The sequence below is a fragment of the Stenotrophomonas sp. SPM genome, from assembly GCF_003105135.1.
Classification (GTDB): Bacteria; Pseudomonadota; Gammaproteobacteria; order Xanthomonadales; family Xanthomonadaceae; genus Stenotrophomonas.
In genome coordinates, this window is record NZ_QETL01000100.1 from 1 (window position 1) to 14,626 (window position 14,626).

General features: G+C 68.5%; 13 protein-coding genes. 9 read left to right on the forward strand and 4 right to left on the reverse strand.

Features of this window, described 5'->3' with window-relative positions:
- Positions 1–361: 361 nt before the first annotated feature.
- Positions 362–1,573 (reverse strand): tyrosine--tRNA ligase, encoded by a 1,212-nt coding sequence (gene tyrS, locus DCO49_RS16490; RefSeq protein WP_116864932.1) that lies wholly within the window; start codon positions 1,571–1,573, stop codon positions 362–364.
- Between the two features lie 167 nt (positions 1,574–1,740).
- Between tyrS and DCO49_RS16495 the strand changes: the two genes are divergently transcribed.
- Both DCO49_RS16495 and DCO49_RS16500 read left to right on the forward strand, forming a co-directional pair.
- Positions 1,741–3,216: a peptidoglycan DD-metalloendopeptidase family protein gene (locus tag DCO49_RS16495; RefSeq protein ID WP_116864933.1), complete on the forward strand. Its 1,476-nt coding sequence runs from the start codon at positions 1,741–1,743 to the stop codon at positions 3,214–3,216.
- Positions 3,217–3,283: 67 nt separating this feature from the next.
- Positions 3,284–4,411, forward strand: coding sequence for an anhydro-N-acetylmuramic acid kinase (locus DCO49_RS16500; protein ID WP_116864940.1), 1,128 nt, complete (start codon positions 3,284–3,286; stop codon positions 4,409–4,411).
- 79 nt (positions 4,412–4,490) lie between these two features.
- Here the strand turns inward: DCO49_RS16500 and DCO49_RS16505 are convergent, their stop codons facing one another.
- From DCO49_RS16505 to DCO49_RS16515, 3 genes are all read right to left on the reverse strand, one after another.
- Positions 4,491–4,721 carry a hypothetical protein gene (locus DCO49_RS16505; protein WP_116864941.1) on the reverse strand — a complete coding sequence of 77 codons (231 nt, stop codon included), beginning with the start codon at positions 4,719–4,721 and terminating at the stop codon, positions 4,491–4,493.
- A gap of 78 nt (positions 4,722–4,799) precedes the next feature.
- A complete protein-coding gene (locus tag DCO49_RS16510) occupies positions 4,800–6,101 on the reverse strand; it encodes an MFS transporter (RefSeq protein WP_116864934.1) in 1,302 nt (433 codons plus the stop codon).
- Complete coding sequence (locus tag DCO49_RS16515; RefSeq protein WP_116864935.1) at positions 6,098–6,898, reverse strand: exodeoxyribonuclease III; 801 nt, start codon at positions 6,896–6,898, stop codon at positions 6,098–6,100. Before DCO49_RS16515 ends, DCO49_RS16510 begins: the two co-directional genes overlap by 4 nt.
- A 163-nt stretch (positions 6,899–7,061) precedes the next feature.
- Here DCO49_RS16515 and pyrE point away from each other — a divergent pair, with 163 nt between their 5' ends.
- The 7 genes from pyrE to DCO49_RS16550 form a co-directional block, all read left to right on the forward strand.
- Positions 7,062–7,721, forward strand: coding sequence for an orotate phosphoribosyltransferase (gene pyrE / locus DCO49_RS16520; RefSeq protein ID WP_108767480.1), 660 nt, complete (start codon positions 7,062–7,064; stop codon positions 7,719–7,721).
- Positions 7,722–7,737: 16 nt separating this feature from the next.
- On the forward strand, positions 7,738–8,382 hold the full coding sequence (locus DCO49_RS16525; protein ID WP_116864936.1) for a hypothetical protein: 645 nt from the start codon (positions 7,738–7,740) through the stop codon (positions 8,380–8,382).
- A gap of 126 nt (positions 8,383–8,508) precedes the next feature.
- Positions 8,509–8,601: a potassium-transporting ATPase subunit F gene (locus DCO49_RS16530; protein WP_079225483.1), complete on the forward strand. Its 93-nt coding sequence runs from the start codon at positions 8,509–8,511 to the stop codon at positions 8,599–8,601.
- 12 nt (positions 8,602–8,613) lie between these two features.
- A complete protein-coding gene (kdpA, locus tag DCO49_RS16535) occupies positions 8,614–10,323 on the forward strand; it encodes a potassium-transporting ATPase subunit KdpA (protein WP_116864937.1) in 1,710 nt (569 codons plus the stop codon).
- A 10-nt stretch (positions 10,324–10,333) separates the two neighbouring features.
- Positions 10,334–12,391 (forward strand): potassium-transporting ATPase subunit KdpB, encoded by a 2,058-nt coding sequence (gene kdpB / locus DCO49_RS16540; protein ID WP_116864938.1) that lies wholly within the window; start codon positions 10,334–10,336, stop codon positions 12,389–12,391.
- The gene (kdpC, locus tag DCO49_RS16545; protein ID WP_116864939.1) at positions 12,388–13,038 is read left to right on the forward strand and encodes a potassium-transporting ATPase subunit KdpC; all 651 of its coding nucleotides are present in this window, start codon (positions 12,388–12,390) and stop codon (positions 13,036–13,038) included. The genes kdpB and kdpC overlap by 4 nt, the downstream gene beginning before the upstream one ends.
- Positions 13,039–13,089: 51 nt before the next feature.
- On the forward strand, positions 13,090–14,626 hold a 1,537-nt coding region (locus DCO49_RS16550), incomplete at its 3' end, for a DUF4118 domain-containing protein (protein ID WP_133249443.1).

Genomic DNA, 14,626 nt, shown 5'->3' on the forward strand with positions numbered 1-14,626 from the left:
TCACAAGATACCTGCGCATACTTTCAAAGATCAGGGGAAGCGGCCTCAGCGCCGTTCCCGTGTGCTGCGAAGTTTCCTTCGTAGCGAGCCGCCCATTATGCCAGACTTTTTCAGTCCGTCAACACCTTCGTTCGATCATCTCGTTCGGGGTGGTGGGCGCCCTGTTGTCGCTGAAGCCCCTTGGTGGCGACCCCTGCGACGGGGGAGGAGAAGTATGCCCCCATCCACAGGGTTTGTGAAGGGGGTGTGGTGATTTTTTTCAACGGATGTTGCATCCGTTCATCCATCGCGCCCGCGGAGGCATACCGCCAAGAGCCGAAGCAAAGGAAGGGCCGGCTGGCGCCGGCCCTTCCATATGGTGTCAGGCAGCAACCAGGCGCACGCGGGCGAAGGTGCGCTTGCCCACCTGCAGCAGGCCTTCGAAGCCCGGCTGCAGCATCTGCTGTCCGTCCTCGACTACTTCACCGTCTACCTTGACCGCACGCTCCTTGAGCTTGCGGTTGGCTTCGGAGTTGCTCGGGGTCAGCCCGGCAGCAGTCAGCAGTGCGGCAATACGCAGGCCTTCGGCGGGAATGGCCACCTCCTGCAGCGGCAGCTGGGTGATGTCGCCCTGCCCGGTCACGGCCGCTTCCCAGCCGGCAATGGCCTGATCGGCCGCCGCGGCGTCGTGGAAGCGGGTTGCCAGCTCACGTGCCAGGCGCAGCTTGATCACGCGCGGGTTGAGCTTGCCGGCGGCGACCTCTTCACGCAGCGAGACCGCTTCAGCCTGGCTGATATCAAAGGACAGCAGCTCGATCCAGCGCCACATCAGGGTGTCGTCGACCTTCATGGTCTTGGTGACGATCTCGATGGCCGGTTCACTGATGCCAATGTAGTTGCCCAGCGACTTGGACATCTTGTTGACGCCGTCCAGGCCTTCCAGCAGCGGCATGGTCAGCACCACCTGCGGCTTCTGGCCGTGGTGTTCCTGCAGGCCGCGGCCCATCAGCAGGTTGAACTTCTGGTCGGTACCGCCGAGTTCGACGTCTGCTTCCAGGGCCACCGAGTCGTAGCCCTGCACCAGCGGGTACAGGAACTCGTGGATGGCGATGGACTGCTGGGCGGCGTAGCGCTTGGCGAAATCATCGCGCTCGAGCATGCGGGCCACGGTGTGCTGGCTGGCCAGGCGGATCATGTCGGCCGCACCCATCTTGCTGAACCACTCCGAGTTGAAGCGGACCTGGGTCTTGTCACGGTCCAGCACCTTGAAGACCTGCTCTTCATAGGTACGGGCGTTGGCCAGCACGTCCTCGCGGCTGAGCGGCTTGCGGGTCAGGCTCTTGCCGGACGGGTCGCCGATCATGCCGGTGAAGTCACCGATCAGGAAAATGACCTGATGGCCGAGGTCCTGGAACTGGCGCAGCTTGTTCAGCAGCACGGTGTGGCCCAGGTGCAGGTCGGGCGCGGTGGGGTCGAAGCCAGCCTTGATCCGCAGCGGACGGCCTTCCTGCAGGCGCGCACGCAGATCCTCGATCTTGAGGATCTCGTCGGCACCACGGCCGATCAGGGCAAGGGCTTCTTCAATCGAGGACACGGTGACTACTCCCGGCTATGCCGTTTCTTGTGTGGGGTGTTAACGCCAAGTTAACCCATCCGGCTTCACAAAAGCCAATAGGCACAAGGGTTTGACGCGGTTTTCTCAGGTGTCTATGGTAACCGGCGATCAGGCCCGCGCTCCCGGGCCGCAGGAAAAAACCACTGATGCAAAATTCCGAACAAGGGCGCGCACGCAAGCAGCGCTTCCAGGAACGTCTCCACGTCCTGCACGACAATGCCCTGCACCGGAAGCTCAGGCAGCATCTCCCCGCCGCTTTCAATGAACGCTGGACGCGCCGCCATTGGGTGCACGCCAGCCTGTTCGCGACCATCGGCGCCCTGGTGGCGACGATCGTGCCGGGTTTCTCGCACACCATCGATTCGCCCTACGCCGAAAGCCACACCAGCCTGGCCCTGCCCTTGCCGCCGCTGTCGCTGGCCCGCCAGCAGCAGACCCCGGGCGACAGCTGGCAGGTGCTGCGGGTGCAGCGCGGGCAGACCCTGAGCGACCTGTTCGACCAGGCCGGCATCCCCGCCACCACCCTGCACCGCGTGCTGGACCATCCGGGCGCGCGTGAATCGCTGACCAAGCTGCGCCCCGGCGCCGAGATCGCCTTCGACATGCCGCTTTCGGGCGACCTGCGCAGCATCCGCTTCGACCGCGATGGCGACAACCGGGTGGAACTGAGCCTGGCCGGCGATGACATCAAGGAAAAGGTGATCAAGCGCGAGACCTCCACGCGCACGGTGGTCACCAGCGGCGAGATCACCAGTTCGCTGTATGCCGCGGCGCGCCGGGCCGGGCTGTCGCCGTCGGCGATCGCGACGATGACCGACGACATCTTCAAGTACGACATCGACTTCTCCAAGGACCTGCAGCCGGGCGACCGCTTCAGCGTGGTGATGGATGAGACCTGGCGCGAGGGCGAGAAGGTCGATACCAGCAAGATCCTGGCGGCGACCTTCACCACCGGTGGCAAGACCTATTCGGGCTTCCGCTTCGAGCGCGGCGGCAAATCCGAGTACTACGACATCAACGGTCGTTCGCTGAAGAAGAGCTTCATCCGCATGCCGATCCCGTTCGCGCGGCTGAGCTCGACCTTCGGCGCGCGCAAGCACCCGGTGCTGGGCAAGATGCGCATGCACAAGGGCGTGGACTACGCCGCGCGCACCGGTACGCCGATCATGGCCGCCGGCGATGCGCGCGTGCAGTTCGCCGGCGTGCAGCGCGGCTACGGCAACGTGGTCATCCTCGACCACGGCCGTGGCCACACCACCCTGTACGGGCACATGTCGCGCTTTGCGAACATCAAGACCGGCCAGCGCGTGGCGCAGGGCACGGTGATCGGCTACGTCGGCTCGACCGGCCTGGCCACCGGCCCGCACCTGCACTACGAATTCCGCGTGAACGGCGAGCACCGCAATCCGCTGACGGTGACCATGCCGCCGCCGGAACCGCTGAAGGGCGCCGAGCTGGTGGCCTTCCGGGCGCAGACCGCACCGGCCATGGCCCGTATCCAGGGCATGGAGAAGCTGATCTACGCCGAGGCCAGCCCGGCCCCGAGCAGCCGCGAGGCCACCGCTTCGACCGAGGTGGCCAGCGCCAAGGCCAAGCCGGCCAACGGCCACAAGCGCGGCTGACCGGCCCTGCGTTGACGAAAAAGGACGCGGCAGCCCAAGCTTGCCGCGTCCTTTTTTTATGCCCGCCATGAACACGACTGCCGACGCCGATGCCCCGCTCTACCTTGGCCTGATGTCCGGCACCAGCGCCGACGGCATCGATGCCGCGCTGGTGCAGTTCCCCGCCAGCGGCGGCTGCCGCTTCGTGCACGGCCTGACCGCCCGCTGGGAGCCGGTGCTGCGCGCGCGGCTGGTGGCGCTGGGCGAAGGCGGTCCGCTGGAGTCGCTGGAGGAGCTGGGCGAGCTGGATGCACGCATCGCGATCAATTTCGCGGCGGCCGCCAACCAGCTGCTGGACGAGGCCGGCGTGGACCGCGGCCAGGTACGGGCGATCGGCTCGCACGGGCAGACCGTGCGCCACCGGCCGCTGGCCGATCCGGCCTTCACCGTGCAGCTGGGCGATGGCAACCGCATCGCCGAGCTGACCGGGATCACCACCGTGGCAGACTTCCGCCGCCGCGACGTGGCGGCCGGCGGCCATGGGGCGCCGCTGATGCCAGCCTTCCACCTGGCGATGCTGGGCACGGCCGGCGAAGACCGCGCGGTGCTCAACCTGGGCGGCATCGGCAACCTGACCCTGATCCCGCGCGACGGCATGCCGCGCGGCTTCGACACCGGCCCGGCCAACGCGCTGATGGACGCCTGGTGCCAGCGCCATACCGGCCGCACCTTCGACGCCGATGGCGCCTATGCGGCCAGTGGTGCGGTGGACACGGCGCTGCTGGCCGGCTGGCGCGCGGACCCGTGGTTCGACCTGCCGCCGCCCAAGAGCACCGGCCGCGAGCAGTTCCACCTGGCCTGGGCCGAGGCGCGCATGGGCGAAGGCGAGTACGCGGCCGCCGATGTGCAGGCCACGCTGCTGGAGCTGACCGCGGTGACCGTGGCCGATGCACTGCGGGCCCAGCAGCCGGACACCCGCCGGGTGCTGGTCTGCGGGGGCGGCGTGCACAACCGGCAGCTGATGCACCGGCTGGCGGCGCTGCTGCCGGGCGTGGCGGTGGAATCCAGCGCCGTGCATGGGCTGGACCCGGAGTACATGGAGGCGATGGGCTTCGCCTGGCTGGCGCAGCGGACGATGGACGGGATGGCCGGAAACCTGCCGAGCGTGACCGGGGCATCGGGGCCGCGGATTCTCGGGGCGATCCACCTAGCGTGATGGCAAGGCAGTCGAGCATGGCTCGACTCTACAAGAGCGCGCGGTAGCGCCGGGCCATGCCCGGCGACGCGGTGTCAGCTCAATCGAATCCCTGCCCCGCCGGCATCGCCTGCAGGGCGGCGATCGCCGCTGACAGGGCATCCACCTCGGGATCGCCGAAGCCGGAGCGGACTTCAAGCTCGCTGCTCAGCAGGCCCTGTTCAAGCAGCACCCAACAGGTCTGCTCGTGGGTCCAGCCGCGCGCTACGGCCACCCTTCGGATACGTTCAAACAGCAGCGGGTCCACGTCCCGCAGCACTACATCGGCCATGCTCACTCCCCCGTTCGCAAGGCACCGCCCCCTCGGCGCGTCCGCGGCGATCATCCCGCAGGTTGCGCAGTCAGGCAATCAGGGGGCGGGGGCGCTGCGGTCGTGGATGCGCGGCCACAGCCAGGCCAGCAGCAGCAGGGTCGGCACCACGGTGACCGCGCTGAGCATGAAGAAGGTGCTGTAGGAGGTGGCCTCCACGATGTAGCCGGACACGCCGCCGACGAACTTGCCCGGCAGGTTGGCCAGCGACACCAGCAGGGCGTACTGGGTGGCGGTGAAGTTGCGGTCGGTCAGCGAGGACATGAAGGCCACCAGCACGGTGCCGGCGAAGCCCTGGAACAGGTTGTCGGCGCTGAGCGCGGCGTAGAACGCCCATAGCTGGCCCGGGTTGTGCGCCATCAACAGGAACGCGAGGTTGGACAGGGCCACACCCAGCGCCGCCACCAGCAGCATGCGGCGGAAGCCGAAGGCGGCCACCGCGATGCCGCCGAGGAAGGCGCCGCCGATGCCCATCCAGACGCCGAACAGCTTGGAGACGGTGGCGATGTCGGCCTTGTCGAAGCCCGAATCGAGGTAGAACGGGCCGGCCATCACGCCGATGACCTGGTCGGGGAACTTGAACAGGCCGACAAAGGCCAGCAGGCCCAGCGCCAGGGCGATGCCGTTGCGGGTGAAGAAGCTGGTGATCGGCTGCACGAAGGCTTCGGCCACATCGATGCGGCGCTGCACGGCCTGCGCGGGGCGGTCCGGCTCACGGCACAGGAGGGTGGTGATGATCGGCAGCAGCATCAGCCCGGCCATGGCCAGGTAGGCGATGATCCAGCCTTCGAACTGGGCCAGATAGAGCGCGCCGGCACCGGCCAGGATCAGGCCAATGCGGTAGCCCAGGGTGTAGGTGGCCGCCAGCGCGGCCTGAGCGGTTTCCGGGGCGATCTCGATGCGGTAGGCATCAACCACCGAATCCTGGGTGGCACCGGCGAAGGACGCCACCAGCACCCAGGCCACCAGCGGCCAGACGCCCTGTTCGGGGCGGACGAAGGCCAGCGCGACCAGGCCAATCAGCACGGCCACCTGCGAAAGCAGCAGCCAGGAGCGGCGGCGCCCCATGAAGGCCAGCAGCGGGAAGGCATAGCGGTCCAGCAGCGGCGCCCAGACGAACTTCAGCAGGTAGAAGAAGCTGGCCAAGCTGATCAGGCCGATGCTGCCCAGGTCCAGGCCGACATCACGCAGGCGCGTGGACAGGGTCTGCGAGGCGATCAGCAGGAACGGCAGGCCGCTGCCGAAGCCCAACAGGGCCATGGTCAGGGCCGAGGGCGTGCCGAAGGCGCGCTTGATCCCGGCCCAGCCCTTGTAGCTGGGCTTTGCAGCGGCTTCGCTCACAGGTCGTAGTCCACGGTGAACGGGGCGTGGTCGGAGAAGCGCTCGTCGCGGTAGATCGCGCAGCTGCGCAGGCGGTCACGCAGGCCGGGGGTGATGAACTGGTAATCGATGCGCCAACCGACGTTGTTGGCGCGGGCGGCGCCGCGGTTGCTCCACCAGGTGTAGTCCTCGCCGGTGGGGTGCAGCAGGCGGTAGGCATCGGCCCAGCCGCGGCCGGTGGCCACGTCGGTGGCCTGGCCGTGGTCGGCGCACAGGCCGTTGAGCCAGTCGCGCTCCTCGGGCAGGCAACCGGAATTCTTCTGGTTGGACTTCCAGTTCTTGATGTCCAGCGCCGAGCGGACGATGTTCCAGTCACCGCACAGGACATAGTCGCGCCCGCTGCGCGCCCACTCTTCCAGGATCGGCCGCAGCCATTCCATCACTTCGAACTTGAAGCCCTGGCGCAGGTCGCCCGAGCTGCCGGACGGAATATAGAAGGAGACCACGCTGAGATTGCCGAAGCGGGCCTCGATGTAGCGGCCTTCGTCGTCGAACGGGGCCCAGCCCAGCGAGGTGATGACCTGATCCGGCTCGCGCTTGCTGTAGATCGCCACGCCGCTGTAGCCCTTCTTGGTGATGGCGTCGCGGTAGAAGCAGTGGTGGCCGTCCGGGCGGAACATCGGATCGGTGAGCTGGTCCTCCTGCGCCTTGGTTTCCTGGATGCACAGAACGTCGGCGTCCTGGGCCCGGAACCAGTCGAGGAAGCCCTTGGTGGCGGCCGAGCGGATGCCATTGGCGTTGAAACTGATGATGCGCATGCGGATGAACCTACGGCGGGAAACCGGGCAAGCATACCGGTTGCCCGGCGGCCCGCGCAGCCCGCCGGATGGGCCCGGCAGGGCCTTCACACGGGGCCGGACGAGCGCGGAAAGCCCAGCTGGATTAGGATTTGTGCTCCAAATGAAGATGAATCGAGTTTTGATGAGCGACCACCGCCACCGTTTCCTGCAGCTGGCCCTGACCGCCGATGCGCTGCGCTTCGGCCAGTTCACCCTCAAGTCCGGCCGGCTGAGCCCCTATTTCTTCAACGCCGGCCGTTTCGACTCCGGCTCGCTGCTGTCCCAGCTGGGCGCCTGCTATTCGGACGCCATCGACGCCAGCGGCATCAAGTACGACGTGGTCTTCGGCCCGGCCTACAAGGGCATCCCGCTGGCCACCGCGATGGCCTGCGAGCTGGCCCAGCGTGGCCGCGACCTGCCGCTGTCGTTCAACCGCAAGGAAGTGAAGGACCACGGTGAGGGCGGCCAGCTGATCGGCGCCGACCTGACCGGCAAGCGCGTGCTGATCGTCGACGACGTGATCACCGCCGGCACCGCCATCCGCGAAGCCCTGGCCATCATCCGCGCTGCCGGCGGCATCCCGGCCGGCATCGTGGTGGCGCTGGACCGCCAGGAGATCGCCTCGGAAGCCGACCACCGCTCGGCGGCGCAGGCCGTGGCCGAGGAAGCCGGCATCCCGGTGATCGCCGTCGCAACTCTGGCCGATCTGCTTGATTTCGCCTCCGGAAACCCGGAACTTGTGGGCTACCGGCAGCCGCTGGAGGCCTATCGCGCCCAGTACGGCGTCCGTTCCGCACGCTGACCCAAGGGAAGGTCGCATGTTCCGAGTTCCTGCCATCGTTGCCGCCAGCCTGCTGCTGGCGCTGCCGGTCAGCCTGCTGGCCCAGTCCGGCACGCCGGACAAGAAGCTGTACTGCTGGAACGAGGGCAAGGAGCGGATCTGCAGCGATTCGCTGCCGGCCAATGCGGTCAACAACGCCCGCGAGGAGTTCAACGCCAACAGCGGCGTGCGCAATGCGCAGGTGCAGCGCGCGTTGACCGACGAGGAACGCGCCGCCGCGGCCACCGTGGCGGCGCAGGCCCAGCTGGACCTGATGGCTGCGCAGACCAAGCAGCGCACCGAGCAGGCCATGTTGTCGACCTATGGCAGCGAGGATGCACTGCGCAAGGTGTTCAATGAGCGCCAGGAAGTGCTCGACAACAATCTGAACACCGCCCGCTACAACGTCAGCAGCCTGCGCGATTCGCTGGTGACCCTGCTGGGGACGGCCGGTGATCGCGAGCTGGCCGGCGACAAGGTGGACGACAAGCAGGCCGAGGCGATCCGCCAGCGCCACGCCCAGCTGCAGGCGCAGCAGCGCCTGCAGGCCAGCTTCGAGCAGCAGCAGGTCACGCTGAAGGCCGAGATCGAGGCCAGCCTGCAACGCTACCGCGAGTTGAAGGGGATGGCCCCGGGCGGTTGAGGCCCGGCAACAACGGAATTTATGCACTCTTTACGCGCCGGCCCCGTCCGGCGCGTAGTGCGTTTATGGGGGACAGGACGACGATGGCGGCCTGAGGTGGAGGGGTTCCACCAGGACGCATTTCCCATGTCCCCCTGGCTGTCGTTGTTCTGTGGCGTGCTGGTGCTGGTTGCCGCCGCCTATCTTCTTTATGTCGTGCTGCGGCCCGAGTCGTTCTGAGCGGAGCCTGCCATGACTGAGATGCTTGTGATTCTTGCCGCCAGCCTGCTGCTGGCCTGGCCGCTGGGCCTGTACCTGGCGCGCGTGATGCGTGGCACGCCGATGAAGGTCGACGTGCTGTTCCACTGGATCGAGAAACCTCTGTACCGGCTGTTCGGCGTGGATGCCGCGCGCTCGATGTCCTGGCGCGGCTACGTGCTGGCCTTCGTGCTGAGCAACGTGGTTGTGGCGGTGCTGACCCAGGCGGTGTTCATGACCCAGGCCTGGCTGCCGTTGAACCCGGACCAGATCCCGAACATGCGCTGGGACACCGCGCTGCACACGATGATCTCGTTCCTGACCAACACCAACCAGCAGCACTATTCGGGCCAGGCGCAGCTGTCCTACCTCTCGCAGATGACCGGCATCACCGGCCTGCAGGTGGTGACGCCGATGATGGGCCTGGCGCTGGCGGTGGCCACGCTGCGTGCGCTGTTCGCGCGTGCACCGCAGACTACGGCGGCGACTGCGGCCGGCGGCGACCGCCAGGTGCCGGTGGGCAACTACTACGTGGACGTGGTGCGTCTGTGCGTGCGCTTCCTGTTGCCGCTGTGCCTGGTCTGGACCCTGCTGCTGGCCAGCCAGGGCGTGCCCTCGACCATGGCTGGCGGACCGCAGGCCACGCCGATCGACGCCAGTGCCGGCATGGCCCAGCAGAAGCTGCCGCTGGGCCCGGTGGCGGCGATGGTCGCGGCCAAGCAGCTGGGCGCCAACGGTGGCGGCTGGTACGGCCCGAACAGCAGTTTCCCGCTGGAGAACCCGACCCCGGTGTCGAACATGCTGGAGGTGGTGGGCATCCTGCTGATCCCGCTGGCGGTGATCTTCATGATCGGTGCGTTCACCGGGCGACGCCGCTTCGGCGTCCTGGTGTTCAGCTGCATGCTGGGCATGTCGCTGCTCTCCACCGGCGCGATGATGTGGAGCGAGGGCCACAGCGCCAGCGCGGCCACGCCGCTGCTGATGGAAGGCAAGGAAGTGCGCTTCGGCGCCGATGGCACGGCGCTGTGGGCGGCGGTGACCACCCAGGTGTCGAACGGCTCGGTGAACGGCATGCACGATTCGCTGGCGCCGCTGAGCGGTGGCATCGCGATGGTCAACATGCTGGTCAGCGCGATCTGGGGCGGCATCGGCTGCGGCCTGCAGCAGTTCATCGTCTACCTGCTGCTGGGCGTGTTCCTGGCCGGGCTGATGACCGGGCGTACGCCTGAACTGTTCGGCCGCAAGCTGGAAACCCCGCAGGTACGCCTGCTGGCCCTGCTGGTGCTGCTGCAGCCGATCACCCTGCTGGTGTTCACCGCGATCACCCTGGCCGTGCCCGGCCTGGCCGGCACCTCCAACCCGGGCTTCCACGGCATCAGCCAGGTGTTCTACGAGTACGTCTCGGCCTATGCCAACAACGGCTCGGGCTTCGAGGGCCTGGGCGATGCGACCGTGTGGTGGAACCTGAGCTGTTCGCTGGTACTGCTGCTGGGCCGCTTCCCGCTGCTGATCATTCCGCTGGTGGTGGCCGCACAGCTGGCCGCCAAGCGCCAGGCACCGGAGTCGGCCGGCAGCCTGCAGATCGAAACCCCGACCTTCGCCCTGACCCTGGTCTCGGTGATCGTCATCCTGACCGTGCTGCAGTTCATGCCGGCTTTGGTCCTCGGCCCCGTCGCCGACCACCTGAGCCTGGGACTGCACTAAGGACACCCTGATGAGTACCCACGCAAGTTCTTCCCGCAGTTCCCTTGCCCCGCGCCCTGCCCTGCTCGATGCCGCCGGCCTGCGCCGTGCGCTGGTGGAAGCGGTGCGCAAGCTCTCGCCGATGCACCTGGTACGCAGCCCGGTGATGGCGGTGGTGATGGCCGGCACGATCGTCGCCGCCATCGTCACCCTGACCGGCAACGCGCCGCTGGGCTTCGGCCTGGCGGTGACCGCGATCCTGCTGGTGACCGTGTTGTTCGGCAACTTCGCCGAGGCGGTGGCCGAAGCCCGCGGCCGCGGCCAGGCCGCCTCGCTGCGCCGTGCCCGCCAGGACCTGGTGGCACGCCGGCTGGCCGCGCCGCAGCCGGGTGCGGCCGAAACCCAGGTGGCCGCTGCCGAGCTGCGCCCGGGCGACCATGTGATCGTCAGTGCCGGCGAGCTGGTACCGGCCGATGGCGAGATCGTGCAGGGCCTGGCCACCATCAACGAAGCGGCGGTGACCGGTGAGTCGGCGCCGGTGCTGCGCGAGGCCGGCACCGACCGCTCCGGCGTGATCGGCGGCACCAAGGTGCTGTCCGACCAGATCATCGTGCGGGTGACCGCCGAGCCGGGCCACAGCTTCCTGGACCGGATGATCGCGCTGGTGGAAGGTGCCAACCGGCAGAAGACCCCCAACGAGATCGCGCTGACCCTGCTGCTGGCGGCGATGACGCTGACCTTCCTGGTGGTGGTGGCGACCCTGCCGGCGATCGGCGCCTACGTCGGCGTCAAGGTCGATCCGCTGCTGCTGATCGCGCTGCTGGTGTGCCTGATCCCGACCACCATCGGCGGCCTGCTGCCAGCGATTGGTATTGCCGGCATGAACCGTGCGCTGGCCGCCAACGTGCTGGCCAAGTCGGGCAAGGCGGTGGAAGTGGCCGGCGACGTCGATGTGCTGCTGCTGGACAAGACCGGCACCATCACCTACGGCGACCGCCAGGCCAGCCACTTCCACCCGCTGGCCGGCATCGATGCCAGCCAGCTGCGCGAAGCGGCGCTGCTGTCCTCGCTGGCCGACCCGACCCCGGAAGGCAAATCCATCGTGCGCCTGGCGCGCGAGCAGGGCTGCAGCACCGCCGAACCGGAGCAGGCCGAGTACCTGGCCTTCAGTGCACAGACCCGCATGTCCGGCGTCGACCTCGAGCATGGCCGGCAGATCCGCAAGGGTGCGCTGGATGCGATCCGCAACCACGTGCAGGCTCTGGGCGGCACGGTGCCGGCCGAACTGGCCGGGCGCGTCGAACAGGTGGCGCGCAACGGTGCCACCCCGCTGGTGGTGGCCGAGGGTCGCCATGTGCTGGGCGTGATCGAGCTGTCCGACGTGGTCAAGCACGGCATGCGTGAGAAGTTCGCGCAGCTGCGGGCGATGGGCATCCGCACGGTGATGATCACCGGCGACAACCCGCTGACGGCTGCTGCGATTGCCGCCGAAGCCGGCGTCGACGATTACATCGCAGAGGCGCGCCCGGAAGACAAGCTGGCACGCATCCGCCAGGAACAGGCCGGTGGCCGCCTGGTGGCGATGGTCGGCGATGGCACCAACGATGCGCCGGCGCTGGCCCAGGCTGACATCGGCCTGGCGATGAACTCCGGCACGCAGGCGGCGAAGGAGGCCGGCAACATGGTCGACCTCGATTCGGACCCGGCCAAGCTGCTGGCGGTGGTGGAAGTGGGCAAGCAGCAGCTGATCACCCGCGGCGCGTTGACCACCTTCTCGCTGGCCAACGACGTGTCCAAGTACTTCGCGATCCTGCCGGCGCTGTTTGCCGCTGCGGTCCCGGCCATGGCCGCGTTGAACGTGATGCAGCTGTCGAGCCCGCGCAACGCAGTGCTGGCGGCGCTGATCTTCAACGCCCTGGTGATTCCCGCCCTGATCCCGCTCGCCCTGCGTGGCGTGCGCTTCCGCCCGGCCACGGCAACCGCGCTGCTGCGCCGGAACATGCTGGTGTACGGCCTCGGTGGCGTGCTGCTGCCGTTCGCGGCGATCAAGCTGATCGACCTTCTTCTTGTCCTGGTATCCGGCGCATGAACCGTTCTGTCTCCACTTCTTCTTCCCTGCCCCGCGAACATCCGGCCGAGGCCCGCGTGGCGCGCCTGCAGGACGATGCCAGCTGGCGCCCGGCGATCGGCCTGGGCCTGGCCACCCTGCTGCTGGCCGGTGCGGTCTACGCCGGTATCGCCACCGGCTTTGCCGGCCTGAGCTACCCGACCCAGGCCGAAGGCAGCCTGCTGCGCGATGGCAGTGGCCAGGTACGCGGCTCGGCCTGGCTGGCGCAGCCGTTCAATGGTGATGGCTACTTCCAGGCGCGGCCTTCGGCGGCCAACTATGACCCGATGGCCGCGGCCGGTTCCAACCTGGCCCGCAGCAACCCGGCGCTGGCCGAGCGCGTGGCCGCCAGCACCGCGGCGGTGGCGGCGCGCGAAGGCGTGAGCCCGGCGCAGGTGCCGGCCGATCTGGTCACCCAGTCCGGCGGCGGCCTGGACCCGCAGCTGTCACCGGCTGCCGCGCAGGTGCAGGTGGCACGCGTGGCGCGTGCGCGCGGCCTGCCGGTGGAACGCGTGCAGGCGCTGCTGCAGGCGCATACCGAAGGCCGCCAGTGGGGCGTGTTCGGGCAGCCGCGGGTGAACGTGGTGACCCTGAACTTCGCCCTGGACCAGGCGGCGAAGGCACCGTGATGCCCGCCTGCACCGACGGCGCGCACAATGGCGGCCATGACAGCAGCGGCGATGAATGATGCGCGTACCCGCCAGGCCGACGCGCTGGTGGAAGGCCTGCAGCGCGAGGCCGGCGGCAAGCTGACCGTGTTCCTCGGCGCGGCGCCGGGCGTGGGCAAGACCTACACCATGCTGACCCGCGCGCAGGAACAGCTGCGCCGTGGCGTGGACCTGGTGGTGGGGCTGGTCGAGACGCATGGCCGCGTGGATACCCAGGCCCTGCTGGAAGGCCTGCCGCAGCTGCCGCTGAAGGACGTGGCCTACCACGGCCACGCGCTGCTGGAGATGGACCTGGACGCGGTGCTGGAGCGCCATCCCGCACTGGTGCTGGTGGACGAACTGGCCCATCGCAATGCACCCGGCAGCCGCCACGAACGGCGCTGGCAGGACGTGATGGAGCTGCTGGACGCCGGCATCGACGTCTGGACCACGGTCAACATCCAGCACCTGGAAAGCCTCAACGACGTGGTGATGCGCATCACGGGCGTGCGGGTGAGCGAGACCGTGCCCGACGGCGTGCTCGACCGCCTGCACGACATCGTGCTGGTGGACCTGCCGCCGCGCGAGCTGATCGCGCGCCTGCAGCAGGGCAAGGTGTACGTGCCCGAGCAGGCCGCGCAGGCACTGCAGGCGTTCTTCTCGCCGGCCAACCTGACCGCGCTGCGCGAACTGGCGATGCAGGAGGCGGCCGACCGGGTCGACAGCAGCCTGCGCGAGACCCGCGCCGCCCGCGGCGAAGGCAACCTGCCGCTGCGCCGCGGCGTGCTGGTGGCCATCGATGGCGGTGGCCAGAGCGAATACCTGGTGCGGGTGGCGCGACGCATCGCCGAACGTCGCGATGCGCCGTGGACGGTGGTGACCGTGCAGGGCCGGCGCCAGGACGAGGCCACACGCCGCGAGATCGACGCGGCCTTCGCGCTGGCGCGGCGGCTGGGCGGCGATGCCGAGCTGCTGCATGGCTCGAGCATCGCCGACGCCCTGCTCGACCATGCCGCGCACAACGGTGTGTCGACCCTGGTGCTGGGCCGAACCCGCGAGCGGCCGCTGGCGCGGATGTTCAACCGCACGCTGACCCAGCAGCTGATCCAGCGCGGCGCGCATTACGAGATCACCATCATCAGCACGCCGCAGGCACGCGCACGCGCGCGCCGCGAAGGCCTGCTGCCACCGATGCGCGGGATCAGCCACGAGCCGCTGCAGGCTTTGCTGGCCACCGCACTGGCCTGCGCGGTGGCATGGCTCGGCGAACGGTGGGTAGGTATGGCCGACCTGTCGATGGTGTTCATCGTGGCGGTGGTGCTGGTGGCGGCACGCACCCGCGCCAGCGTGGCGGTGATGGCGGCGATCCTCTGCTTCCTGGCCTACAACTTCCTGTTCATCGCGCCGCGCTTCACCTTCGCCATCGGTGCGCGGCAGGGCGTGATCACCGTGTTCCTGTTCCTCGCGGCGGCGCTGGTGGCCGGGCGCCTGGCCTCGCGCCTGCGCATGCAGGTGATCGCCCTGCGCGCGGCCAACCGCCATGCGCGTGCGCGCCAGCAGCTGGGCCGGC

Bases quoted from the DNA above. Each gene is read 5' to 3' on its own strand.
- DCO49_RS16530 (WP_079225483.1), top strand. From the start codon at position 8,509: ATGTCCCCCTGGCTGTCGTTGTTCTGTGGCGTGCTGGTGCTGGTTGCC.
- DCO49_RS16525 (WP_116864936.1), top strand. From the start codon at position 7,738: ATGTTCCGAGTTCCTGCCATCGTTGCCGCCAGCCTGCTGCTGGCGCTG.
- kdpA (WP_116864937.1), top strand. From the start codon at position 8,614: ATGACTGAGATGCTTGTGATTCTTGCCGCCAGCCTGCTGCTGGCCTGG.
- DCO49_RS16500 (WP_116864940.1), top strand. From the start codon at position 3,284: ATGAACACGACTGCCGACGCCGATGCCCCGCTCTACCTTGGCCTGATG.
- DCO49_RS16505 (WP_116864941.1), bottom strand. From the start codon at position 4,721: ATGGCCGATGTAGTGCTGCGGGACGTGGACCCGCTGCTGTTTGAACGT.
- DCO49_RS16515 (WP_116864935.1), bottom strand. From the start codon at position 6,898: ATGCGCATCATCAGTTTCAACGCCAATGGCATCCGCTCGGCCGCCACC.
- kdpB (WP_116864938.1), top strand. From the start codon at position 10,334: ATGAGTACCCACGCAAGTTCTTCCCGCAGTTCCCTTGCCCCGCGCCCT.
- kdpC (WP_116864939.1), top strand. From the start codon at position 12,388: ATGAACCGTTCTGTCTCCACTTCTTCTTCCCTGCCCCGCGAACATCCG.
- pyrE (WP_108767480.1), top strand. From the start codon at position 7,062: ATGAGCGACCACCGCCACCGTTTCCTGCAGCTGGCCCTGACCGCCGAT.
- DCO49_RS16495 (WP_116864933.1), top strand. From the start codon at position 1,741: ATGCAAAATTCCGAACAAGGGCGCGCACGCAAGCAGCGCTTCCAGGAA.